At 64.9% G+C, this 23,141-nt stretch carries 22 protein-coding genes and 1 pseudogene; 12 read left to right on the top strand and 11 right to left on the bottom strand.

Annotation, left to right across the window (positions count from 1 at the left end):
• Positions 1 to 3: 3 nt before the first annotated feature.
• The gene (locus HZZ13_RS25170) at positions 4 to 978 is read right to left on the bottom strand and encodes a ketopantoate reductase family protein (protein WP_197962188.1); all 975 of its coding nucleotides are present in this window, start codon (positions 976 to 978) and stop codon (positions 4 to 6) included.
• A gap of 151 nt (positions 979 to 1,129) precedes the next feature.
• On the opposite strand from HZZ13_RS25170, the pseudogene HZZ13_RS25175 reads away from it, so the two are divergent.
• A pseudogene (locus HZZ13_RS25175) lies at positions 1,130 to 1,926 on the top strand (enoyl-CoA hydratase-related protein).
• Between the two features lie 3 nt (positions 1,927 to 1,929).
• Here HZZ13_RS25175 and HZZ13_RS25180 read toward each other — a convergent pair.
• Positions 1,930 to 2,190: a hypothetical protein gene (locus HZZ13_RS25180; RefSeq protein WP_197962189.1), complete on the bottom strand. Its 261-nt coding sequence runs from the start codon at positions 2,188 to 2,190 to the stop codon at positions 1,930 to 1,932.
• 36 nt (positions 2,191 to 2,226) lie between these two features.
• A complete protein-coding gene (locus tag HZZ13_RS25185; protein WP_197962190.1) occupies positions 2,227 to 2,499 on the bottom strand; it encodes a hypothetical protein in 273 nt (90 codons plus the stop codon).
• A gap of 112 nt (positions 2,500 to 2,611) precedes the next feature.
• Between HZZ13_RS25185 and HZZ13_RS25190 the strand changes: the two genes are divergently transcribed.
• The 4 genes from HZZ13_RS25190 (at position 2,612) to HZZ13_RS25205 (ending at position 6,901) form a co-directional block, all read left to right on the top strand.
• Positions 2,612 to 3,979, top strand: a complete 1,368-nt coding sequence (locus HZZ13_RS25190) for an FAD-dependent oxidoreductase (RefSeq protein ID WP_197962191.1) — start codon at positions 2,612 to 2,614, stop codon at positions 3,977 to 3,979.
• Positions 3,980 to 4,010: 31 nt separating this feature from the next.
• On the top strand, positions 4,011 to 5,015 hold the full coding sequence (locus HZZ13_RS25195; protein ID WP_197962192.1) for an ABC transporter substrate-binding protein: 1,005 nt from the start codon (positions 4,011 to 4,013) through the stop codon (positions 5,013 to 5,015).
• Positions 5,016 to 5,301: 286 nt separating this feature from the next.
• A complete protein-coding gene (locus HZZ13_RS25200; protein WP_197962193.1) occupies positions 5,302 to 6,075 on the top strand; it encodes an ABC transporter ATP-binding protein in 774 nt (257 codons plus the stop codon).
• On the top strand, positions 6,068 to 6,901 hold the full coding sequence (locus HZZ13_RS25205; protein ID WP_197962194.1) for an ABC transporter permease: 834 nt from the start codon (positions 6,068 to 6,070) through the stop codon (positions 6,899 to 6,901). Before HZZ13_RS25200 ends, HZZ13_RS25205 begins: the two co-directional genes overlap by 8 nt.
• A gap of 95 nt (positions 6,902 to 6,996) precedes the next feature.
• Here HZZ13_RS25205 and gtdA read toward each other — a convergent pair whose 3' ends face one another.
• On the bottom strand, positions 6,997 to 8,037 hold the full coding sequence (gtdA, locus tag HZZ13_RS25210; RefSeq protein WP_197962195.1) for a gentisate 1,2-dioxygenase: 1,041 nt from the start codon (positions 8,035 to 8,037) through the stop codon (positions 6,997 to 6,999).
• A 184-nt stretch (positions 8,038 to 8,221) separates the two neighbouring features.
• Here gtdA and maiA point away from each other — a divergent pair, with 184 nt between their 5' ends.
• Positions 8,222 to 8,854 (top strand): maleylacetoacetate isomerase, encoded by a 633-nt coding sequence (maiA, locus tag HZZ13_RS25215; RefSeq protein ID WP_197962196.1) that lies wholly within the window; start codon positions 8,222 to 8,224, stop codon positions 8,852 to 8,854.
• Complete coding sequence (locus HZZ13_RS25220; RefSeq protein WP_197962197.1) at positions 8,844 to 9,356, top strand: MarR family winged helix-turn-helix transcriptional regulator; 513 nt, start codon at positions 8,844 to 8,846, stop codon at positions 9,354 to 9,356. Before maiA ends, HZZ13_RS25220 begins: the two co-directional genes overlap by 11 nt.
• Positions 9,357 to 9,581: 225 nt before the next feature.
• Here HZZ13_RS25220 and HZZ13_RS25225 read toward each other — a convergent pair whose 3' ends face one another.
• The 5 genes from HZZ13_RS25225 to HZZ13_RS25245 all read right to left on the bottom strand — a co-directional run bounded on the left by HZZ13_RS25225 (position 9,582) and on the right by HZZ13_RS25245 (position 14,854).
• Positions 9,582 to 11,195 (bottom strand): benzoate-CoA ligase family protein, encoded by a 1,614-nt coding sequence (locus HZZ13_RS25225; protein ID WP_197962198.1) that lies wholly within the window; start codon positions 11,193 to 11,195, stop codon positions 9,582 to 9,584.
• Positions 11,192 to 12,355, bottom strand: coding sequence for an FAD-dependent monooxygenase (locus HZZ13_RS25230; RefSeq protein ID WP_197962199.1), 1,164 nt, complete (start codon positions 12,353 to 12,355; stop codon positions 11,192 to 11,194). Before HZZ13_RS25230 ends, HZZ13_RS25225 begins: the two co-directional genes overlap by 4 nt.
• Positions 12,356 to 12,543: 188 nt before the next feature.
• Positions 12,544 to 12,759, bottom strand: coding sequence for a hypothetical protein (locus HZZ13_RS25235; RefSeq protein WP_197962200.1), 216 nt, complete (start codon positions 12,757 to 12,759; stop codon positions 12,544 to 12,546).
• Positions 12,760 to 12,885: 126 nt separating this feature from the next.
• On the bottom strand, positions 12,886 to 13,707 hold the full coding sequence (locus HZZ13_RS25240) for a cysteine rich repeat-containing protein (protein ID WP_197962201.1): 822 nt from the start codon (positions 13,705 to 13,707) through the stop codon (positions 12,886 to 12,888).
• Positions 13,708 to 13,852: 145 nt separating this feature from the next.
• On the bottom strand, positions 13,853 to 14,854 hold the full coding sequence (locus tag HZZ13_RS25245; RefSeq protein ID WP_197962202.1) for an NADP-dependent oxidoreductase: 1,002 nt from the start codon (positions 14,852 to 14,854) through the stop codon (positions 13,853 to 13,855).
• 212 nt (positions 14,855 to 15,066) lie between these two features.
• Here HZZ13_RS25245 and HZZ13_RS25250 point away from each other — a divergent pair, with 212 nt between their 5' ends.
• Positions 15,067 to 16,365, top strand: a complete 1,299-nt coding sequence (locus HZZ13_RS25250) for a dicarboxylate/amino acid:cation symporter (RefSeq protein ID WP_197962203.1) — start codon at positions 15,067 to 15,069, stop codon at positions 16,363 to 16,365.
• A gap of 9 nt (positions 16,366 to 16,374) precedes the next feature.
• Positions 16,375 to 17,316, top strand: a complete 942-nt coding sequence (locus tag HZZ13_RS25255) for an amino acid ABC transporter substrate-binding protein (RefSeq protein WP_197962204.1) — start codon at positions 16,375 to 16,377, stop codon at positions 17,314 to 17,316.
• Positions 17,317 to 17,504: 188 nt separating this feature from the next.
• On the opposite strand, the gene HZZ13_RS25260 is transcribed toward HZZ13_RS25255, so the two are convergent.
• Positions 17,505 to 18,311, bottom strand: a complete 807-nt coding sequence (locus tag HZZ13_RS25260; protein WP_197962205.1) for an ATP-grasp domain-containing protein — start codon at positions 18,309 to 18,311, stop codon at positions 17,505 to 17,507.
• Positions 18,312 to 18,699: 388 nt separating this feature from the next.
• On the opposite strand from HZZ13_RS25260, the gene HZZ13_RS25265 reads away from it, so the two are divergent.
• The 3 genes from HZZ13_RS25265 (at position 18,700) to HZZ13_RS25275 (ending at position 21,822) form a co-directional block, all read left to right on the top strand.
• The gene (locus HZZ13_RS25265; protein WP_197962206.1) at positions 18,700 to 19,473 is read left to right on the top strand and encodes a ferredoxin--NADP reductase; all 774 of its coding nucleotides are present in this window, start codon (positions 18,700 to 18,702) and stop codon (positions 19,471 to 19,473) included.
• Positions 19,474 to 19,861: 388 nt separating this feature from the next.
• Entirely contained in the window at positions 19,862 to 21,487 is a 1,626-nt protein-coding gene (locus HZZ13_RS25270) for an FMN-binding glutamate synthase family protein (protein ID WP_197962207.1), read from the top strand.
• A 95-nt stretch (positions 21,488 to 21,582) separates the two neighbouring features.
• Positions 21,583 to 21,822, top strand: a complete 240-nt coding sequence (locus HZZ13_RS25275) for a PilZ domain-containing protein (RefSeq protein ID WP_197962208.1) — start codon at positions 21,583 to 21,585, stop codon at positions 21,820 to 21,822.
• A 6-nt stretch (positions 21,823 to 21,828) separates the two neighbouring features.
• Here HZZ13_RS25275 and HZZ13_RS25280 read toward each other — a convergent pair whose 3' ends face one another.
• On the bottom strand, positions 21,829 to 23,124 hold the full coding sequence (locus tag HZZ13_RS25280; protein ID WP_197962209.1) for a hemolysin family protein: 1,296 nt from the start codon (positions 23,122 to 23,124) through the stop codon (positions 21,829 to 21,831).
• Positions 23,125 to 23,141: the final 17 nt, after the last annotated feature.

Here is a 23,141-nt window from a genome sequence, read left to right on the forward strand (position 1 = left end):
GACTCACGCGGAATAAAGCCCCTTGTCGCGTGCCTTCTGGATCGCGAGCGCGGCGATCAGGTCGAGCGTCGGCGTCGATAGGCCGGCGGTCCGCGCGAAGGCCTGGGGCGCCTTCACCAGCACGTCGATCTCCATGGCGCGGCCCAGCTCGTAATCCTGCAGCAGCGACGGCTTGTGGTTGGGGGCGGGGCCGCTGCGGGTGGCACGCTTGACCTCGGGAATGAAGTATTGGGCGATCTCGTTGGCCTCGTTCAGCATGCGCGGAATCACCTCCGCAAAGGCGGGATCGTCGCGCACGCCGCGCGCGGTCTGGCCGGTGAGCAGGCACAGCACCGACAGCGACATGTTGGTCAGCAGCTTTGACCAGATCGCCTCGCGGATCTCGGCGACCGGCGGTGATTCCAGCCGCGCGTCATTGAAGACACCGCGCAGCCTGGTGATGCGCTCGCAATTGCGGTCGTCGCACTCGCCGATCAGGAGGCGGTTGCGGTCCGGCGTCAGGTTTTGCACCACGCCGGGCGCGATGACCTCGTTGGAGGAGAAGATCACGCCGCCGATGATCCGCTCCTTCGGGATGCAGGCGCGCAGGCGCCCGCCGGGATCGAGGAACGAAATGTCCGGCGGGGTCGGGTGCCGCGGCGGCAGGCCGATGCCGTACCACCAGGGAATGCCGTTCTGCGCAAACACGATCGCAGTGTCGTCCTGGAGCAGCGGCTTGATGCTGGAAACCAGCCCGGTAAGCGCGGTCGCCTTCAAGGTCGAGATCACGACGTCCTGCGGGCCGAGCTGGGCGGGATCGCCTGACGCATTGACCTTGGCGCCGACCTCGGAATCACCGACGCGCAGCTTGAGGCCACCCGCGCGGGCCGCCTCCAGATGCGCCCCCCGCATCACGCAACTGACCTCATGGCCGGCGCGCGCCAGCCGTACCGCAATGTGGCTGCCGACGGCGCCTGCGCCGAAAATGCAGATGCGCATGTTGATATCCCGTATCCATCCCGTGGTGTCGCCCGCGGCCAGCATGACACAAGCCGCCATGCGATGGACGCGGCCGCCCTACGCCGGAAAGATATGGATCAGGGCACGCGCCCTCGGCCATAGTGCGCGGCAAACAACCGGAGGACCGCCGATGAGTACCAGCCCCGTCCTGTGGAGCCTCGATGAACGCGGGGTGGCGACCGTCACGTTGAACCGGCCGGAGGTCAACAATGCCTATGACGGCGCGCTGATCTCAGGCGTGCTCGCAGCGATGGACGACCTCGGCAGCAAGCCCAATTTGCGCGTCGTCGTGCTCCGAGGCAACGGCAAGCACTTCCAGGCCGGCGCCGACCTCAAATGGATCAACAGTGTGCGGCCGCAATCGCGCGAGACGAACGAGGCGGCCTCGCGGGCGACGTTCGAAGCCGTGCAGCGGCTCAACACTTTGCCGATCCCATTGTCGCGCTGGTGCAGGGCGGCTGCTTCGGGGGCGGTACTGGCGTCATCGCGGCCTGCGATGTCGTGATTGCCGCCGACAACGCCCTGTTCTCGATCACCGAGGTGCGCTGGGGGCTGACCGCCGCAATCATCATCCCACAGCTCTGCGATGCCATCGGCGTCCGTCAGGTCCGCCGCTACGCGCTCACCGGCGAACGCTTCGGCGCCGAGGACGCCCGCCGCATCGGCCTCGTTCACGAGGTGGTGCCGCTCGCCGATGTCGAGGCTGCAGGCGCCAAGGTCGTCGAGCAGCTGCTCGCCAACGGACCGGAAGCGATGGCCGAGACCAAGCGGCTCGCATTGGAGAGCTCGTTCGGCGGCATGGCCGTGGACGATGCCGCTTACACCCGGCTCGTGCAGCTGCATGCGATCAAGCGCCAGAGCGCGGAGGCCGCGGAAGGGCTGGCCTCGTTCGCCGAGAAGCGGGCGGCGAAGTGGGGCGGTGGCTGACGCTTACTTTTGCCTATGCCTCGTCAGGAGGGTGGACCGGCCTTCAGCCTCTGCCATTTCGGCCGTCTCAAAGATCCCTTCTGGAGGAAGTTGTTGCCAACCTTCGGTAATAACTTCGCTTTCGCATTCCGATCTGTACGAGTATTCTTCAGCGAACGAGAAATGCCCGTCTTCGCGCTGCAATACTACGAGACGCCGTTGTTGTGGCTTCCCCGTAGCACGAGAGACGGTCTCGATTGCTTCCAGCACCTTCACCAATTTCATTTTGCGGTCTCCGCAAATCAAGGAAATGCGGTCCGCTCAGCAGCCGCGGCAGATGTTGTTGATGCTGCGATAGACGGCGTCGTCGTCCTGGCGCAACTGGCGCAGCGTTTCGAGCGCCTTGCTCTCGTCGGTCGCAGGTGCAGGCTTGCGCTTGACCGCGAGTTCTTCCTCCTGCCGCTTGTAGCAGGCTTCGCGACCGGGCTTGGCCTGGATGAAGCGGCAGTTTTGCTCCAGGGCCGCGGCGGGAGCTGCCGAGAGCGCGAGGGCAATAAGGGCGGCGAAGCAGGACCTGACGGTGATCGAATTCATGGCCGCACTTGTCTCAGGTTCACCGGTGGCGAGCAACCGCGATCTTGCGAGGATGACGACCGCCGGCTAATTCGTGGTCCAGTTCGATGCAGATTCCGGGAGCGGACGCGCCATGCGGGCTATGACGATCGAGGAGCCGGCACGCCAGGTGCCGCTCTATGGCGAATATGAAGTCGTCGTGCTGGGCGGCGGTCCGGCCGGCATCGTGGCGGCAGCCGCAGCGGCACGCGCCGGGCGGAAGACGCTGCTGATCGAGCGCTACGGCTTTCTCGGCGGCATGGGGACCGCGGCCGGCGTCACCAATTTCTGCGGCCTGCACGGCAATGTCCATGGCGAGCATCGGCGGCTGGTGCAGGGTCTGGCCTCGGAGCTGCTGGCGCGGATCGATCGCTTGAACGGCCTCAACGCGCCGCATCTCATCCTTGGCAAGGTGTTTGCCCAGGCCTATGACACCGCCGCCTACAAGATCGCGGCCGACGAGCTGCTCGTCAGCCACAAGGTGAATATCCTGTTCCACGCGCTCGGCGCCGGCGTGGTGATGGGCGATAACCGCCGCATCGACGCGATGCTGGTCGAGACCAAGGCCGGCCGGCAGGCGGTGCGCGCGGAGATCTTCATCGACTGCTCCGGCGACGGCGATCTCGCCGTCTGGGCCGGCGCGCCGTTCGAGATCGGCGACGAGCATGGCCATCCGCTCTACCCTTCGATGATGCTCCGTCTCAACGGCATCGATCCCGTGAAGGCCGGCGAGGCCTGGCGCACCATTCCGCAATTGATGGAAAAGGCTGTCGCCGCCGGCACCCACGCCTTCCCGCGCAAAAGCGCGATCGTGCGGCCGCAAAAATCCGGCATCGAATGGCGGGTGAACTTCACCCAGGTGGCGCGCGAGGACGGCCATGCCATTAACGGCATCGAGCCCGACGATCTCACCCGCGGCGAGATCGAGGGCCGCAAGCAGGCGCTCGCCGCGTACGAATTCCTGCGCAGCGCGGTGCCGGGCTTCGAAAAGTCCTACATCGTCGACCTGCCGCCGCAGCTCGGTATCCGCGAGACCCGCCGCATCAGGGGTGGCTACCAGCTCAGCGGTGAGGACGTGCTTGGCTGTGCCTCGTTCGCGGATTCCATCGGCGTCAATGGCTGGCCGATCGAGGCCCATGTGCCCGGTGACGTCGTCTTCACCTTCCCGCCGATCCCGGAATCGCGCGGGTACAATGAGCTGCCTTACCGGATGCTGGTCCCTGAAGGCGTCGACAATCTCCTGGTCGCCGGCCGCTGTGCGTCGATGACGCACGAGGGCCAGTCGGCCGCGCGGGTCTCCGGTGCCTGCTTCGCGATGGGCGAGGCCGCCGGTTCCGCCGCCGCGCTGGCGCTGTCCGGAAACCGGATTCCACGCGAAATCCCCATTGAAAAGTTGCAGGAAACGTTGAAACAACAGGGCGCCTTCATCGGACGGGACCAGACGGTGCCCGAAGGCCTGTAGCGCACTGCAAGACAACGGCGGAGGAAACGGGATGATCGGGATTGCGCGGCTCGCGGTAGCGGGCCTGATGGCGATCATGGCGATGGCTACGGCACGGGCCGAGGATGCGCTGAAAGCCAGGATCGGTGTGCTCCGCCTGTCTTCATCGGCGCCGGTCTTCATCGCGCTGGACAAGGGCTATTTCCGTGAGGCCGGCTTGGAGGTCGAGCTGAAGTTCTTCGATGCAGCGCAGCCGATTGCGGTCGCCACCACCTCGGGCGACGTCGATTTCGGCGTCACCGCCTTCACCGCCGGGCTCTACAATCTCGGCGGCAAGGGGGTGCTGAAGGTGATCGGCGGCATGAGCCGCGAGAAGCCCGGCTATCCCCTGATCGGCTATTTCGCCAGCAACAACGCCTATGCGAGCGGTCTGAAGACGCCGAAGGACCTCGCTGGCAAGCGCGTGGCGATGACGCAGGTCGGATCGAGCTTCCACTATTCGCTCGGCCTGCTCGCCGACAAATACGGCTTCAAGCTCGCGGACGTGAAGATCGTGCCGCTGCAATCGCTGTCGAATGCCGCCGCTGCGCTCAAGGGCGAGACCGTCGATGCCGCGTTGCTGCCGATCTCGACCGCGCGAAAGCTGATGGACGAGGGCGGCGCGAAATTCCTAGGGTGGGTCGGCGACGAGACGCCCTGGCAGCTGGGCGCGGTGTTCGCATCGCCAAAGACGCTGGCCAACAAGGCGCTGGTGACGAAATTCCTCGGCGTGCTCGCGAAAGCCGACCGCGAATATCACGACGTCATCCTGGCTTCGATGAAGGATGGCATCGCCCCGATCAACGAACAGACAAAACCGCTGCTGGAGATCATTGCCAAGTACACCAACCTGCCGGTCGAGCAGGTGGTCGGCAACTGCGCCTATATCGATCCCGACGGCAAGCTGGATGTGAAGAACGTCGACAACCAGATCAAATGGCTGCAGGAGCAGGGCTTTGTCGACAAGGGCTTTGACGCGGACGCGATCATTGCGAAGGAATTTGTGAAGGCGGATTGATGTTGATGGTGCGGTCTCTCGCGACGGGCGCTCTGCCACCCTCCCTTGGAGGGGGAGGGTCGATCGCGCCGGCGATGCGCAGCATCGTCCGGAGCGAGCGGGGTGGGGTGAGCCACAGCGGCGGTCCGTCCGTCGTTTGCTCCAGCCGGTCGCGGACAGTTGGAGGGCACAAAGTATCAGCATCCACGTGGATAGACCGTCACCCCACCCCGGTTTGCATTTCGCTTCGCTGCATGCAAACCGACCCTCCCCCTCCAGGGGAGGGTGAAGACCGCAGGCTCATCGAATGGACCTGATCGCCAGCCACATCACCCATCGCTTCGGCGATCTCGCCGTGCTCGACGACGTCTCGTTTACCGTCGGTGCCGGCGAGGTGGTGGCGATCGTCGGGCCTTCCGGCTGCGGCAAGAGCACGCTGCTGCAGATCCTCGGCGGCCTCTTGCAGCCGAGCTCCGGCGCGCCAGAGCTGCGCGGGGCGCCGCCTGCGGACAGTCTCAATCCGCTGACCTTCGTGTTCCAGGACTTTGCGCTGCTGCCCTGGGCGACGGTCGAGGAGAATGTCGAATTCCCGCTGCTGCACACCCAGCTCTCGGCCGCGCAGCGCCGCGCGCTGGTCGAGGATGCCTTGCGCCGCACCGGCCTCACCGACTTTCGCCAGACCTATCCAAAGCAGCTCTCCGGCGGCATGCGCCAGCGCGTCGGCATTTCGCGCGCGCTTGCGGTGAGGCCCGCAATTCTCTTGATGGACGAGCCGCTCTCGGCGCTGGATTCGCAGACGCGCGAGCTCTTGATGGAGGATTTCATCCGCCTGCTCGCCGATGGCGGCATGGGCGCGGTCTACGTCACCCACAATCTCGAAGAGGCGGCGCGGCTCGCCGACCGCATCGTGGTGCTGTCGCGGCGGCCTGGCCGCATCCGCGAGGTCGTGACCGTGCCGATGGCGCGCGCTGCGCGCGGCGACGCGGCGGCGCGCGAAAAGCTGCTGGCGCTGCAGAATCAGATCTGGTCGCTGATCCGCAACGAGGCGATCGATGCCGAGCGCGAGGTCCAGCATGCTTGATCGCGCGGTGGCGGACACGACGGCCAAGAACACCAAGAACGAGCCGACGCGGCGCGTCCACTTTCGTGGCGCCGGCTTCGTGCCTGCGTCGAGCAGGTATGGCGGCTGGATCGGGCTCGGCCTCGTCATCGCGATCTGGCAGGCCGCCGGCAGCGCCGGCCTCGTCAATGCGCTGTTTCTGCCGACTCCTTCCGCAATTGTCCGCGCGATCTACCAGCTCGCGGTCTCCGGCGCACTGTGGCAGCATGTTTCGGCCTCGCTGCTGCGGATCTGCGTCGGCTGGCTCCTGGGAACGGCGGCCGGCGTCGCCGTCGGCTTCGCCATCGGCCTGTCGCGGCTCGCGCGCAGCGTCGGCATCACCTTCATCTCGGCGCTGTTTCCGATCCCGAAGATCGCGCTGCTGCCGCTGCTCATTCTCTGGCTCGGCATCGGCGAAGAGCCGAAGATCGCGACCATTGCGTTAGGGGTGTTCTTCTCGACCGCCATCTCCGTCTATAGCGGCGTCGATGCCGTGCCGCGCAACCTGATCCGCATGGCGCAGAGTTTCAACGTTCCGTTCGCCACCATCGTGCGCAAGGTGATCTGGCCGGGCGCGCTGCCGGCGATCCTCGCCGGCTTCCGCATCACCGCCTCCGTCGCGCTGCTGCTGGTCGTCAGCGCCGAGATGATCGGCGCCCAATACGGCATCGGCGCTTTCGTGCTGCAGGCCGGCAACCTGATGCAGACCGATCAGCTGCTCGCCGGCGTCGTGATCCTGTCGGTGTTCGGGCTCGCAGTGGGCAAGGTGATCGGCTGGCTGGAGATGCGGCTGTTGCACTGGCGGTGAGCACCGCTGTCATTCCGGGGCACGCGAAGCGTGAACCCGGAATCTCGAGATTCCGGGTTCGATGCTTCGCATCGCCCCGGAATGACGGGTCAGCCTCACGCGTTCCCGCGATCTTCCCTGAACAGATCCAGCTTCTGCTGCACCGGCCGATCCGAGAAGCTGAACAGCACGGCGTCCTCATCCGCCTCGTGCGTCACCCAACGCCAGCTCGGCACCACGAACAGATCGCGCGGGCCCCACTCGAACACGGTATCGCCGATGCGGCTGCGGCCGCGTCCTTCGATCGGGCAGAACACCGTCGCATCGGTCGAACGATAGCGCGCGGTGTTAAAACCCTTCGGCAGCAGCTGGATGAAGGTGCCGATCGTCGGCATGGCGAAATCGCCGGTCTCGGGATTGCTGAACTTCAGCTTGAGGCCGTGGCAGGCATCCCATTGCTGGCTCGTCCTGGCTTTCTCCAGCGCCTCGCGGGTGTAGGCATACGGATAGCTGAAGATCGGCGAGGTCTTCGAGCTCCGCTTCACATCGACAGGCAAGAGGTTGTGGCCGTAGCGGGCAAAGCTGTCGCCCGCGGGCTTCGTGATCTTCTGCTGGTCCTCTTTCGCGCCTTCGGCAAAGGAGCAGTCGAAGAACTGCACCATGGGGATGTCGAGGCCGTCGAGCCAGAACATCGGCTGATCGGTCTCGTTCGAATGATCGTGCCAGGTCATCGACGGCGTGATGATGAAGTCGCCAGGCTCCATCGCGGTGCGCTCGCCGTCGACCGCGGTGTGGGCGCCCTTGCCTTCGAGCACGAAGCGCAGCGCCGATTGGCTGTGGCGGTGCGCAGGCGCGACGTCGCCGGGCACCACCATCTGCACGCCGGCATAGAGCGAGGTCGTGATCTTGGACTGCCCGCGCAGCCCCGGGTTCTCCAGAACCAGCACCCGTCGCTCGGCCTCCTTGGCCGTGATCAGCTTGCCGGCCTCGAGCATGTAGTCGCGGATGACGTCGAACGTCCAGAGGTGCGGCCGGCATGCGCTTTTCGGCTCCGGCGTGATCAGGTCGCTCATCACCGTCCACAGCGCGGTGAGGTTTTCGCCGTCGATCTTCTTGTAGAACGCCTCGCGTTCCGGCGTCTTGGTCACGGCTTCCATGGTTGCGGCTCCCGGTCGTTTGTCGATTGACAGTATACTGACGATCTAGGTAGCGTCAATGTGAGGGTAACGGTAGTAATGGTTGTCATTCCGGGGCGATGCCAAGCATCGAACCCGGAATCTCGAGGTTCCGGGTTCTCGCTTCGCGAGCCCCGGAACGACAAGAAAACCTGGGAGGCTCTCCATGAAGCTGCACGGCTATTTCCGCTCCAGCGCCGCCTACCGCGTGCGGATCGCGCTGAACCTCAAGGGGCTCGGCGCCGAGCATCTGCCGCATCATTTGCGCAAGGGCGAGCAATGCGCCCCCAGCTATCTCGCCATCAACCCGCAAGGCCTGGTGCCGGCGCTGGAGGACGATGCGGGTGGAGTGCTGACGCAATCGGTGGCCATCATCGAATGGCTCGACGAGACCCATCCCAATCCGCCGCTGCTGCCGAAAGATCCGCTGCGCCGCGCCAAGGTGCGGGCGTTTGCGCTGGCGATCGCCTGCGACACCCATCCGGTGCAGAACCTGAAGGTGCTGGCGCGGCTGCGCGAGCTCGGCCTGCCCGAGGAGAAAGTTCAGGACTGGGCCGCCTGGGCCAATCGCGAGGGCCTGTCGGCCTGCGAGACGCTGATCAAGGCCGAGCCGGGTCCGTTCTGCTTCGGCGATGCTCCGACGCTGGCCGATCTCTGCCTCGTGCCGCAGCTCGGCAATGCGCGCCGCTTCGGCGTCGATGTCTCCGCCTATCCCCGTCTGCTCCAGGCGGAGGCCGCCGCCAAGGCGCTGCCGGCGTTTGCCGATGCCGCACCGGAGAAGCAACCCGATGCCGAGTAAGCCTCTTCCTCCGATCACGATGGACGCGGTCTATGCCGCGCCGGGTTATCTGTTCCGGCGCATGCAGCAGATCGCGGTCTCGATCTTCATGGAGGAGTGCAAGGCGTTCGATCTCACCCCGGTGCAATATGCCGCGCTGGTCGCCATCCACACCCATCCCGGCATCGACGCGACGCGGCTGTCGGCAGTGATCGCGTTCGACCGCTCGACGCTCGGCAGCGTGATCGAACGACTCCAGGCCAAGGCCTATATCGAGCGCAAGCCGGCAGCGGAGGACAAGCGGATCAAGCTGCTCTATCTGACCAAGTCTGGCGCTGCGATCCTGCGCGAGATCATCCCCGCCGTCGAGCGCGCGCAAGTGCGGATGCTGGAGCCGCTCAAGCCCGCCGACCGCAAGGCGCTGATGAGTCTTCTGGCGCAACTGGTCGATCTCAACAACGAGGCCTCGCGCGTGCCGCTGCGTGCGGAGGACGCGCTGGAGCATCTGGGGAAGGGTGGGTGAGGGTGGTGTGAGGCTGTGCTGGCGCCTCATTCTCAGTGTCGTCCCGGACAAGCGCAGCGAAGCGGAGCGCAGATCCGGGACCCATAACCACAGGAAGGAGTTGGGCGCGAAAAGATAACTCCGAGTCCCCGCAACCACGTCCGCCTGTGCTATGGGTCCCGGATCGGCGCGCGCTGGAGGCGCGCTTGTCCGGGACGACACTGAGTGTCTGGCGGCACTATCGCCTCACATCCTGAGCAACGCCTGCCGGTCGATCTTCCCCGTACCCGTCTTCGGCAGCTCGTCGATGAAGATCACCTCGCGCGGATATTTGTACGGCAGCAGCTTGCCCTTGACATAGTCCTGCAGCCTGCGCGTCGCCTCACTCTGGTTCACCGCGCGGTTGTTCATCACCACCACCGCCTTCAGCGTCATGCGACGGTCCGGCAGCTCGGCGGCGAACACCGCGCATTCGCGGATGTCGGGGTGATCGGCGAGACACAGTTCGACTTCGAGCGGATAGACCCACTGGCCGGAGATCTTGACGAGATCGTCGGCGCGGCCGCGGAAGAAGTGGAAGCCGTCGGCATCCCGCACGAAGCGGTCGCCGGTGTAGATCCAGCCGCCCTCGCGAATCGTCTCGGCGGATTTGTCCGGCCGGTTCCAGTACAGCGGCGTGTTCGAATCGCCGCGCACCCACAGAATCCCTTCCTCGTTGTCGCCGACGTCGCGGCCGTCCTTGTCGCGCAGCGCGACCTCGTAGCCGGGAACGCGCAGGCCTGCGGCGCCGAGCTTCTTCCGTTCGGGCCGGTTGGAGAGATAGATGTGCAGCACCTCGGTCGAGCCGAGGCCTTCGATGATTTCAAGTCCCGTGAGCGTCTTCCAGCCGTTGAAGACCTCGGCCGAGAGCACCTCGGCGGCTGAGAGCGCCATGCGCAGCGACGAGAAATCCGTCTTGTCCGCGCCTTCCGCCTTGGTCAGCGATGTGTACAGCGTCGGCAGGCCGAAGAAGGCCGTCGGCTTGTACTGCTCGATCGCCGCAAAGATCGAGGCCGGCTTCGGCTGGCCCGGGAGCAGCAGCGTTGCGGCGCCGGCCGAGAACGGGAAGGTGACGGAATTGCCGAAGCCGTAGGCGAAAAAGATTTTCGGTACCGAGAAGCAGATGTCGTCGGGCGTCAGCTTCAGCACATTCCGTGCAAAGGCGGCATCGGTATAGGCCATGTCGTGCTGCAGGTGAACGATGCCCTTGGGCCGTCCGGTCGAGCCCGAGGAGTACATCCAGAACGCCATGTCGTTGCGCTGGGTGTCCGCTTCGGCCAGCTCAGCCGGAAACTGCGCGAGCCAGCTCGCCGCCGCGAGCGCCTGCGGCGCCACGTGCTCGCCGGCCGCGCCATTGGCGACGATCAGCGTATGCAGCTTCGTCTCCTTGCAGGCCTCGGCATTGAAGCGGGCCGCGAATTCTGCATCCGCCACCGCGACGCTCGCGCCGGAATCGGAGAGATAGAACTGCAACAGGTCCGGCGGCGTCAACGTGTTGATCAGCAGCGGCACGAAGCCGGCGCGCACCGCGCCGAAGAAGGCAGCAGGGTAGGCCGGCGTGTCGTCGAGAAACAACAGCACACGATCGCCGCGCGCAAGGCCAAGCGAAGCGAAACCGTTGCCCCAGCGGCAGGCCTCCGCGCAGAGCTCGGCGTAAGTGCGCGTGCCTGCCGGCCCCAGGAGCGCGAGCTTGTCGCCGCGGCCCTTGCCGAGATTGTCGAACAGCACGCGGCTAGCATTGTAAATGTCGGGAACGGCGAAGCCGATCTCGCGCGCCCCCTCGCTGTCCGCGGGCACCTGGTCACGGATGTCGTGGCTCATGCCGCATCTCCGCCGTTGTCTTTTGCGCCGTCTCCGGCGTTCTTGGCCGCTTCGTAGCGGGCCATGAAGGCCGGCGACATCGCACGCAGCCGGGAATCGTCGATGCGGCCGGAGCGGGTGATGTAGCTGTAGGCGAAGTCCATCAGGGGAAGCTTCATGTGCTCGGCGAAATTTTCGTACCAGAACGCACTGGTGCGCGCCGCGTCGACGAGCTTCTGCACGATGGGCTTGCGCACGGCCTGATAGCGATGCAGCGCGGTCGCAAGATGCGCATCCGACTCCAGCGCCTTGACAAGGGCGATGGCGTCCTCGATCGCGAGCCGCGTGCCCGAGCCGATCGAGAAATGTGCCGAATGCAGGGCATCGCCGAGCAGCACCATGTTCTTGAACGACCAGTGCTCGTTCCAGACCCAGGGGAAGTTGCGCCAGACCGATTTGTTGGAGACGAGGCAATGGCCGCCGAGCGTGTCGGCGAACACCTCCTCGCAGACGCCCTTGGACTGCTCGACGTCCTTGTAGGCGAACCCATAGGCCTGCCAGGTGGCGTGGTCGCATTCGACCAGAAAGGTGCTCATGGTCGGCGAATAGCGGTAGTGATGGGCGTTGAAGGCGCCGCGCTCGGTCTTCACGAAGGTCTGCGACAGCGTGTCGAACCGTTTCGAAGTGCCGTACCAGACGAACTTGTTGGATGAGTAGGACAGCGAGGTGCCGAAATCGCCCTCATAGGCGCGGCGCACCAGCGAGTTCAGCCCGTCGGCGGCGACGATCAAATCGTGGCCGTTGAGCTGGTCGATCGCCTGGATCTGCGTGTCGAAGCGCGGCGTGATGCCGACATCGAACGCGCGCTGCTGCAGGAACTTCAGCAGCTCCAGCCGGCCGATCGATGAGAAGCCGACGCCGTCGATGGCGACGCTGTCGCCGCCGAGGTTCAGTGTGATGTTCTCCCAGCTCTCCATGTGCGGGGCGATCGCATCGACCGTCTCGGGGTCGTCGGCGCGCAGGAACTCCAGCGCCTGGTCGGAGAACACGACGCCAAAGCCCCAGGTCGCGTCGGCCGGGTTCTGTTCGAACAGGTCGACCTGATCCTCGGGGTGACGCTTCTTCCAGAGATAGGCGAAGTAGAGCCCACCAGGCCCCCCGCCAATCACGGCGATCCGCAACGTCTGCCTCCCTAATTGACAGTATACTTACTATCTAGGGGTAGACTAATGTGCTCCGGCGTCCGGCGCCAGCGGAATTATTGGCAGCGCACGGCACGCCAAAGCACGCGTCCGGACGCGCTTTTGCGGGTCCGAAACCTTCAGGCGCGAATCATAGCCAAACCGGGGCGGATTGGCCACCGGGGGGGTCAGACGCAGCGCTTCACATAGACCCCGTTCACCAGAACCCTGGTACAGCGCACCACCGGCACAGGCTTGCGGACGACCACGGCCGCGTTCGGGCCGGCGCAACCGGCGCGAACGACGCCGCGGGCGCACACCACCGCGTTGGCGTCGGTGGCCTCGAAAGTCATGGTGGCGGCGAAGGCGAGGAGCGCAGAAGCAACGAGCAGCAATGAACGCATGTTGTCCTCCCGGGGCTTGTCGTGATCGAAACTGCGACTGAAGAAAGTATCTGTGTCAGCGTGCGATTATCGGTCGCGCACGCCGCAATTCATCTCCGTGCTGGGACGTCCATCATCCGCTTCGCCTTACCTCGCAGCGAATGGCGCGAGCACCTCCTTGCAGGCCGGCGAGAGCGATGCCGCCCGGTTGGAAATGCATTGGATGATCCGGCCGCCGCCGGGCGCCACGCCGGCGCAGAGGGTGCGGATGTCGGCGCCGCAAGCTGACCGCGCGATGAACAGTTCTTCGCGCGGGAGCAATGGCCGCAGCACGATGGCGGCCGGTGCCGCCGCGGCGGCTGGTGCAGCACCCGAAGCGGGCGCGGCCGCTTCGCCACCGAACGCCGCATTCACGGCCTTGGCGCAACCGGCCGACACCTTCGCCTTGTTCTTCTCCAGGCATTCGATCGCGGGCGCGCCGCCGGGCGGCACGCTGGCGCAGACCTTGGGATAATCGCCGCGGCAGGCGCTCTTGATCGCGGAAACCTGGGCGGGGCTCGGCTGCTTTGCTGCAGCTGCCTTCGGCGCGGCTGCCGCTCCCGGCTTGGCCGCTGGCTCGGCGGCGGGCGCTGCCTCCGTTTTTGCCGGCTCAGATTTGGCCGGTTCAGATTTGGCCGGCTCGGATTTGGCGGGCGCCGCTTCGGTCTTCGGCGCGGCGGCCGGCTCGACCGCGCGAACCGCAGCCTGGCAGCCCGACGACAGGCTCGACATGTTCTTGGCGAGGCACTGAACCGCCTCCACTCCGCCGGGCGTCACGCTCGCGCAATGCGCCATGAAGTCCGAGCGGCATGCGGACCGGATGGCGCTCTTCTGGGCCTCGGTCTGCGCGAACGCTCCTGTTGCAGTTGCGAAGAGTGCCGTCGCCAGCAACGCCGTGCGCGCCGATGCATGCTTCAACGTGTTGAACATCTGGTGATTTCCTGCCCCGTCGGTAACGCCGACGATTCGCTAAAATGGAGTGCAATCGCAATTGTGGCGAGTGACGCCTCGCATGTAGCATCATTCGCCGCTTTGGCGTCACCCGCAAGTCAATTATGCCGGTGCAGTTGCGCCGTCAGAGCTTGACCATGCGCTTGCCGCGGTTCTCGCCTGCAAGCAATCCGATCAGCGCTTTCGGCGTGTTCTCGAGTCCGTCGAGAATGTCCTCCTGCACCTTGAGCTTGCCGGATTTCACCCAGGCCTGCAGATCGGCCAGCGCGCGCTCGCTGTCCTTCATGTAGTCCATCACGATGAAGCCCTGCATGGTCAGCCGTTTCACCACGATCAGCCCGGGCACGCCGCGCGGGCCATGTGCGGCAGGCGCGCCATCATATTGCGAGATCGCGCCACAGCAGGCGATGCGGCCGTAATTGTTCATCTGGGGCAGGCAGGCTTCGAGAATGTCGCCGCCGACATTGTCGAAATAGACGTCGATGCCATCAGGCGCCGCTGCGCGCAGCGCCTTGAACACCGCGCCGTCCTTGTAATCCACGGCGGCATCGAAGCCGAGCTCGGAGGTCAGCCAGCTGCACTTCTCAGTGCCGCCGGCGATGCCGACGATGCGGCATCCCTTGATCCTGGCGATCTGTCCGACGATCGAGCCGACCGAGCCTGCGGCCGCGGAGACCACGACCGTTTCTCTCTCCTTGGGCTTGCCGATCTCCAGCAGGCCGAAATAGGCGGTGAGGCCGGCGATGCCGAACACGCTGAGCAAATGCGTCATCGGCTCGAGCTTCGGCATTTTGGTCAGATGCTTGGCCGGCACGGCGGCAAATTCCTGCCAGCCGGTGTCGCCGAACACGAGATCGCCGGGCGCAAGCCCCGCTGCCTTCGAGGTGACGACCTCGGCGATGGCACCGCCGGCCATGACGCTGTTGGCTTCGACGGCGGAACGATAGGTCGCGCCGTGCATCCAGGCGCGGTTGGCCGCGTCGAGCGAGATGTATCGTACGCGCAGCAAGGCCTCGCCGTCCTTCGGCTCCGGCATCGCGCCCTCGACCATCCTGAAATGTTCCGGGCCAAGCTTGCCGCTGGGCTTTTCCACCAGCAGAATCTGGCGATTGATGTTGCCGCTCATGGCGTTTCCCCTTTTCATCTGCTTGACGATTATTGATGCAGCCGCCGCAAAGAAAACGTGCAAGCCGCATGTGTTGTGCGCTGCATGAAGGCTAGATCGCCGCATTCCATTTCACAACGGGAACATCCTGAAAACGCGACCACACGCAAAGCGTGTTGCGTCGCTGGACTATCTACGACATCATGAAGCGCCGGAGCATGTGAGGGTAAGCGATGTCCAACAGATTCACACAATACATTCTGGCCGCGATGGTGCTGGGCATCGTCATGGGCTCGGCGATCTACAACTTCCTGCCCGACACGCGTGCCGACTGGGCCTCCTCCATCAACCTGATCGCCATGATGTTTCTGCGCCTGATCAAGATGATCATCGCGCCCCTGGTGTTCGCGACCCTGGTCGGCGGCATCGCCCATATGGGCTCGGGCTCCAAGCTCGGCCGCATCTTCGCCAAGACCATGGGCTGGTTCGTCAGCGCGTCCTTCGTCTCGCTGCTGCTCGGCCTGATCATGGTCAATCTGCTGCAGCCCGGCGCCAACTTTCCCGGCACGCTGCCCGCAGCGGGCCAATCGACCGGCCTGCCGGTCTCGGCCTTCTCCATCGAGAAATTCCTGACCCATCTGATTCCGACCTCGATCGCCGATGCGATGGCGCAGAACGAGATTCTGCAGATCGTGATCTTCGCGGTGTTCTTCTCGGTGGCGATGGGCGCGATGCCGGAGCGCTCCAAGTCGATCCTGGCGCTGATCGACGACGTCGGCCACATCATGCTGAAGGTGACGAGCTACGTCATGCTGTTCGCCCCGCTCGCGGTGTGGGCCGCAATCACCGCAACCGTGGCCAAGAACGGTCTTGCCGTGCTGTGGAAGCTCGTCGTGTTCATGGGCGGCTTCTATCTCTCGCTGGCGATCCTGTGGACCATCCTGGTCATCGTCGGCTTCATCGTGATCGGTCCGCGCTACAGCCATCTCTTGAAGCTGGTCCGCGAGCCGCTGATGATCGCGTTCTCGACCGCGAGCTCGGAGGCGGCGTATCCGAAGACGCTCGAGGCGCTCAACCGCTTCGGCGCTTCGTCGCGAATCTCGAGCTTCGTGCTGCCGCTCGGCTATTCCTTCAATCTCGACGGCACGATGATGTACTGCACCTTCGCGGCCGTCTTCATCGCGCAGAGCTATCACATCGACATGCCGCTCGGCACCCAGCTCGCGATGCTGGCGACGCTGATGATCACCTCGAAGGGTGTCGCCGGCGTGCCGCGCGCCTCTCTCGTCGTGATCGCCTCGACTTTGGCGCAGTTCAACATTCCCGAGGCGGGGCTGTTGATGATCATGGGCATCGACACCTTCCTCGACATGGGCCGCAGCGCCACCAACGTGATCGGCAACACGCTTGCGACCTCGGTCGTGGCCAAATGGGAAGGTGAGCTCGGGCCTGAGCACGCGCTCGGACCCGGCGACATCGTGCCTGAGGACATGGTCCCGGGCGAGGTGCCCGCGATGGCCGGCCATGGGTAGGAGCGGGCCATGGGCCGGATATTGGCAAGGCCGTTGACGTTGGGCGTCCTCTTGCTCGCCGCGTCGTTGCTCGCGACCTCCTTGTTCGCGACGTCGGCACTCGCCCAGACCGTCAGCGAAGGGCTCAGCCCGACGCTGTCGACCATCAAGTCGGCCCACGCCGTGCGGCTCGGCTATCGCGAGAGCTCACCGCCGTTCTCGTTCCTCGACCAGTCGGGCCGCCCGATCGGCTACAGCCTCGAGCTGTGCGAAGCCATCGTCGAGGAGATCGGCGTCGAGGTCGACGATCCCAATCTCAGGATCGACTACGTCAAGGTGACCTCGGACGACCGCATCGACGCCGTGCTCCAGAACAAGATCGATCTGGAATGCGGCTCGACCACGGCCAATGCCGAGCGCGGCAAGCGCGTCGCCTTCTCGCCGCTGATATTCGTCGCCGGCACCAAGCTGATGGTGCCGAAGGGAGCGGCTGTTTCCGGTGTTGCGGATTTGAAGGGCCGGACCGTCGTGGTCACCAAGGGCACGACCAACGAGCAGGCCATGCACGCCGTCGACAAGAAGCTCTCGCTCGGCCTCAACATCGTGACCGCGCCGGATCACGAGCAGTCGTTCCGGATGGTGAACGACGGCAAGGCCGATGCATTCGCGACCGACGACATCCTGCTCTACGGCCTGATCGCGCGCCACAAGGCCCAGGAATATTTTCGCGTGGTCGGGGACTATCTGTCCTATGACCCCTACGGCATCATGTTCAGGAAGGGCGAGCCGCAACTCGCCGCCGTGGTCGAGCGCGCCTTCCGCAAGCTCGGCTCCAACCGCGACCTCGTTCCGCTCTACAACAAATGGTTCATCGCGAGGCTTCCCACAGGCGAGCGCCTAAACGTGCCGATCTCGCTGCAACTGGAGGAAGCGTTCAAGGCGATGGACGATTCCGCCGGCGCGAACAATTAGCGGCAGTCCTTCTTACCCTCCCCTGGAGGGGGAGGGTCGATCGCGCGCAGCGCGAGCGGGGTGGGGTGATCTCTCCACGCGGGCAGTGTTCCGGTGGAGAGACTTTCACCCCACCCCGCTGCGCATTCCGCTTCGCTTCACGCACAGCGACCCTCCCCCTCCAGGGGAGGGTGGGACCTCCGCCGCGGTTATTGCCCTTCGTCCCCAAACACCCGATCCAGCGCCGCGTCATACGTCGCCTGCACCAGCTCCGGATGCAGCTTGCCGAGCGCCTCCATCATCACGCCGGAATTGATCTCCAGCACCTTCCATTCACCGTTCACGCGAACCACGTCAATCGAAGCAAAGACGATGCCGATGGCGCGCGCGGCTTCGATCGCGAGCTTCACGCAGGCCGCGCGGACCTCGTCATCCTGCAGCAGCACCGGCTTTGCGCCGGCATCGAGGTTGTGCCGCCAATCCGCGCCGCGCTGCTTGCTGTAGACGACGAGGGGCACGTCATCGAGCAGCACCACGCGGACCTCCTCCTCGATCGCGACATAGGGCGAGATCACGAGCCCCGTGCTCATCGAAAAGACCTCGCCGGCCGAATGGTCGAGTTCCGCCTCCGTCGTCACCTTGAACACCGATCGCCCTGATGTCCCCTCGTTCGGCTTCACCACCAGGCCTTGCGGATTCTGCGCGAGCAGCACCAGCATCGCTTCACGCCAGCCCGGACCGGCGACGTGCACGCCCAGCCTCGGGTTGAGGAAGAGGCGATGAGGAATGCAGGGCACGCCCTGAAGCGTCAGCGCCTCGGCGGTCGCCGATTTATCGTTGGCGAGGCGATGCGCGATCGCACTGTTCAGGCCGATGTCATAGCCGAAGGCGAAGCGGCGCGTATCGCCGAGCTGCATCGCGATCAGCCAGCCGTCGGCCCGGACATCGACCGCGATACCGCGGCGGGCGCAATAGCGCCTGATCGCCTGGACGAAGATCCGCTCGCTGCCGGCCATCTGCTTCAGTCGCCTGGTTCAGACCATCCTGGCGCCAAAAGCCGCAAGAATGCGGGAAGCGGCGCAATGCCGGGATGAAAATCAGAGCTATTCTTAATGAAATTCTCGCGAGCGCGACGGAAATTAAGTGCTGCAATCGCGCCTTGGCGGGAAAAGAAATTGCCCTCTTCGCGCGCGCGGCAGCAGATTCATTAATGATGCGACCAGTTCTGCCGCAAATGCCGGTTTGACCGGCATCAATTGCATCCGAAACGAGGTTGATTATTGGTCTCAATGGCGTAGATCACACACGCGAAATCCTCCGCCATGGCAAATGGTGACCGCCCCGATTTCAGGGCTGGGCAACGCTTTTGCCCTAAAACCGCAGTTATTCGGAATATCGAAAATCATGAGCGCGTTTTACCGAGAGAAGGTTCTTTCCGTCCACCACTGGACCGACACGCTGTTCAGCTTCCGCGCCACCCGCGATACCGGCTTCCGGTTCCAGAACGGCCAGTTCGCCATGATCGGCCTCGAGGTCGATGGCCGGCCGCTGCTGCGGGCCTACAGCATGGCGAGCGCCAACCACGAGGAAGAGCTCGAATTCTTCTCGATCAAGGTGCAGGACGGTCCGCTGACCTCGCGCCTGCAGAAGATCAAGGAAGGCGACACCATCCTGGTCGGCCGCAAGGCGACCGGCACGCTGATCACCGACAACCTGCTTCCCGGCAAGCGGCTGCTGCTGCTTTCGACCGGCACCGGCCTTGCGCCCTTCGCCAGCCTGATCAAGGACCCCGACGTCTACGACCAGTTCGAGTCCATCGTGCTGGTGCATGGCTGCCGCCAGGTCTCCGAGCTCGCCTATGGCGAGAAGCTGGTTGCCACCTTGCGCGAGGATGAGCTGTTCGGCGAGCTGCTCGCGGACAAGCTCGTCTATTATCCGACCGTGACCCGCGAGCCGTTCCGGAACCGCGGCCGCATCACCGATCTGATCAATTCCGAGCAGATCTTCAACGACATCGGGCAAGGCCCGCTCGACATCGCAACCGACCGCATCATGATGTGCGGCAGCCCGGCGATGCTCGAAGAGCTCAAGGCGATGTTCGAGAGTCGCGACTTCGTCGAAGGAAGCGGCAACAAGCCCGGCCATTTCGTGATCGAGAAGGCCTTCGTCGAGCGGTAAGCTCGAGCCACGCGCTCGCGCCCCGGACGCCGTGCAGCGCCTTTTCGGCGGTGCGCTGCAGAGCCGGGGCCCATCGCTCCGCATCGCTTGGTGTTGCATTCTGGGTCCCGGGTCTGCGCTCGCGCTTGCCCGGGACACTGCTTGGTTTGCGGCCGCTTGCCGCCTAACCCCATCCCCCTTCTTGCTGCATTGCAATAGCCTATCCTCCCGGCGGATTGATTTGTCTCGGCCGAATTCGCTAGCGTGAAACAAGGGCGGCGTCATATCCGTATGACAGGCGCGGGCGTATCGTGACGCGCCTTCTGCTGGCGAGAGGATCGGAATCGTGGCCGACGACAACAAGACGCATGCACCCCTTAAACGCCTGCCGTTGGCGGAGGAGGGGATCATGGAAACCCTGCTGCTGCCCTTCTCGCCGCGCTTCATCGTGCTGACGATCTGCGCGGTGGTCACCGCGCTCCTGATCAGCATCGGCATCGTCGACCGCAAGATCTTCGACATCCTGCTGGTGCCGATCCTGATTTTCGGCGCGCTGACGCTGCTCGGCATCCGCGATCTCCTGCAGAAGAGCCACGCGGTGCTGCGCAACTATCCGATCTCCGCGCATATCCGCTTCCTGCTCGAAGAGATCCGGCCCGAGATGCGGCAATATTTCTTCGAGAGCGAGAAGGACGGCATGCCGTTCTCGCGCGACACTCGCGCGGTGGTCTATCAGCGCGCCAAGATGGAGCTCGACAAGCGGCCGTTCGGCACCCAGGAGGACGTCTATCGCGAGGGCTACGAGTGGATGCATCACTCGGTCTCGCCGAAGGCGCATGCGACGGAGAAATTCCGCGTCGTGATCGGTGGGCCCGATTGCGCAAAGCCCTATTCGGCCTCGGTGTTCAACATCTCGGCGATGAGCTTCGGCGCGCTCAGCCCGAATGCGGTGCGGGCATTGAATGCCGGCGCCAAGAAAGGCGGCTTCGCGCACGACACCGGCGAAGGCGGCGTCAGCCCCTATCACCGCGAGATGGGCGGCGACATCATCTGGGAGATCGGCTCGGGCTATTTCGGCTGCCGGCATCTCGACGGCAGCTTCGATCCCGAAGCGTTCGCGCGCGTCGCCGGCGACGACCAGATCAAGATGGTCGAGCTCAAGATCAGCCAGGGCGCCAAGCCGGGCCATGGCGGCGTGCTGCCGGCGGCGAAGGTCTCCGAGGAGATCTCCAAGATCCGCGGCGTGGCCATGGGAGAGGACTGCATCTCGCCGGCCTCGCACCGCGCCTTCTCGACGCCTGTGGGCATGATGCAGTTCATCGCCGAGATGCGCCGCCTCTCGGGCGGCAAGCCGGCCGGCTTCAAGCTCTGCATCGGCCATCCCTGGGAGTTCCTGGCGATCTGCAAGGCGATGCTTCAGACCGGCATCTATCCCGATTTCATCGTCGTCGACGGTAATGAGGGCGGCACCGGCGCGGCGCCGCTGGAGTTCATGGATCATTTGGGCATGCCGATGCGCGAGGGCGTCAATTTCGTCCACAACGCTCTGGTCGGCATCAATGCGCGCGACCGCATCAAGATCGGCGCCTCCGGCAAGATCGCGACCGCCTTCGACATGGCGCGCGCCATGGCGATCGGCGCCGATTGGTGCAATTCGGCGCGCGGATTCATGTTCTCGCTCGGCTGCATCCAGTCGCTGAGCTGCCACACCGACCGCTGCCCGACGGGTGTGGCGACGCAGGACCCGACGCGGGCGCGCGCGCTCTACGTGCCGCTCAAGATCGATCGCGTAGCCAATTATCACCATGCCACGCTGCACTCGCTGACCGAGCTGATCGCCGCGGCCGGGCTCGAACATCCGCAGCAGCTGCGGCCGATTCATTTCAGCCAGCGGACGTCGACGACCCGGGTCAAGTCCTTCGCGCAGCTCTATCCGGCGCTGCGTCCGGGCGAACTGCTCGAAGGCACCGAAGACCCGCGCTTCCGCGACGCCTGGCAGATGGCGCGCGCCGAGACGTTCCAGCCGGCGCAGTGAGATGCCGGCCGCTTCTGCCGTAGGCCAGGCGTCAAATTGCCGAGAGCGGAGGGTGGGTTTAACGCTTGGTTCAGCTTTGGGTGTAAATTCGCCCCATGAACGAGCGACGCGACAAAGCCCGACATCGGGTGCTGAAGGCCGGAACGATCGAGTTCGGCGGCGGCGCGATCGACTGCACCGTCCGCAATCTCTCCGCTACCGGCGCCGCACTCGACGTCACCAGCCCCGTCGGGATTCCCGATCATTTCACCCTGTTCGTCCAGGCCGACGGCACGCATCGGCGCTGCACCGTGGTCTGGCGCAAGGAAAAGCGGATCGGGGTGAGGTTCGGGTGAGGGGCCTCACGCCGCCGCCTGCTCGCCCAGCCGGCTTGCCAAAATCTTGTCGATCCTTCGCCCGTCGAGATCGACCACCTCGATGTGCCAGCCGCCGAAATCGAAGGCATCGCCCACATTGGGCAGCTTGCTGAATTGTTGCAGCACGAGGCCCGCGACCGTGTTGTAGCGATGCGGCGGCAGCTCGATGCCGAGCAGTTCGCCGAACTCGTCGACCGGCATCCAGCCGGAGATCAGCAGCGAGTCGTCGTTGCGCCTGATGAAGGCCGGCTCGGGCGGTCCCTCCTCGGAATGAAAGGCGCCGACGATCGACTCGAGGATGTCGGCGGCCGTCACCATGCCTTCGAAGGCGCCGTACTCGTCATAGACGAGCCCGACGTGAACCGGCGCCGCTTTCAGGATAGTCAGCACGTCGCGCGCATCTGCCGACACCGGGATGCCGGGCGCCTCGCGCACGAGTGCGCGCAGGTCAGGGTTGCGTTCGTTCATATAAGCGACCAGCAAATCCTTGGCCTGCAGCACGCCGATCGGCTTGTCGCGATCGCCGTCTGAGACGGGAAAGCGCGAATGCGGGCTCTTGGCGATGATCTCCTGGATGGCGGCCGGATCGTCGTTCAGGTCGATCTCGTCGACCTCGGTGCGCGGCGTCATGACCGCGCCGACCGGCCGGTCGCCGAGCCGCATCACGCCGGCGATCATCTCCTTCTCGCCGGGCTCGAGCACGCCCGCACTCTCGGCCTCGCGGACGAGGTGATGGATCTCGTCCTCCGAGACCTTCTCCTCGCCCTTGCCGCCGCGGCCGAGCAGCGTGAGGATCAGCTTGCCGGAGACGTCGAGCAGAAACACGAGCGGCAGCGATATTTTCGCAAGCGCGTGCATCGCCGGCGCGACCCGCACCGCGATGCTCTCGGGGTCGCGCAGCGCCACCTGCTTCGGCACCAGCTCGCCGACGATCAAGGTGGCGTAGGTGATGAGCGTGACCACGATGCCGACGCCGACGATGTCGGCAAGCCCTGAGGACAGACCGAGCTCAAGCAGCCATTGCGTCAGCCGCTGCCCCAGCGTCGCGCCGGAGAACGCGCCGGAGAGCACGCCGACCAGCGTGATGCCGATCTGCACCGTCGAGAGGAACTTGCCGGGATCGGCCGCCAGCGTCAGCGCCCGCTCGGCGCCGCGCACGCCCTTGGCCGCGAGCAGCGACAGCCGCGCCGGACGCGACGAGACCACGGCCAGCTCGGACATGGAGAGCAGGCCGTTGATGACGATCAGGACGACGACGATGACGAGTTCAAGCGAGAGCATTGACATTCCGGAGGTAA

It is taken from the genome of Bradyrhizobium agreste (assembly GCF_016031625.1).
In the GTDB taxonomy this organism is placed as follows: Bacteria; Pseudomonadota; Alphaproteobacteria; order Rhizobiales; family Xanthobacteraceae; genus Bradyrhizobium; species Bradyrhizobium agreste.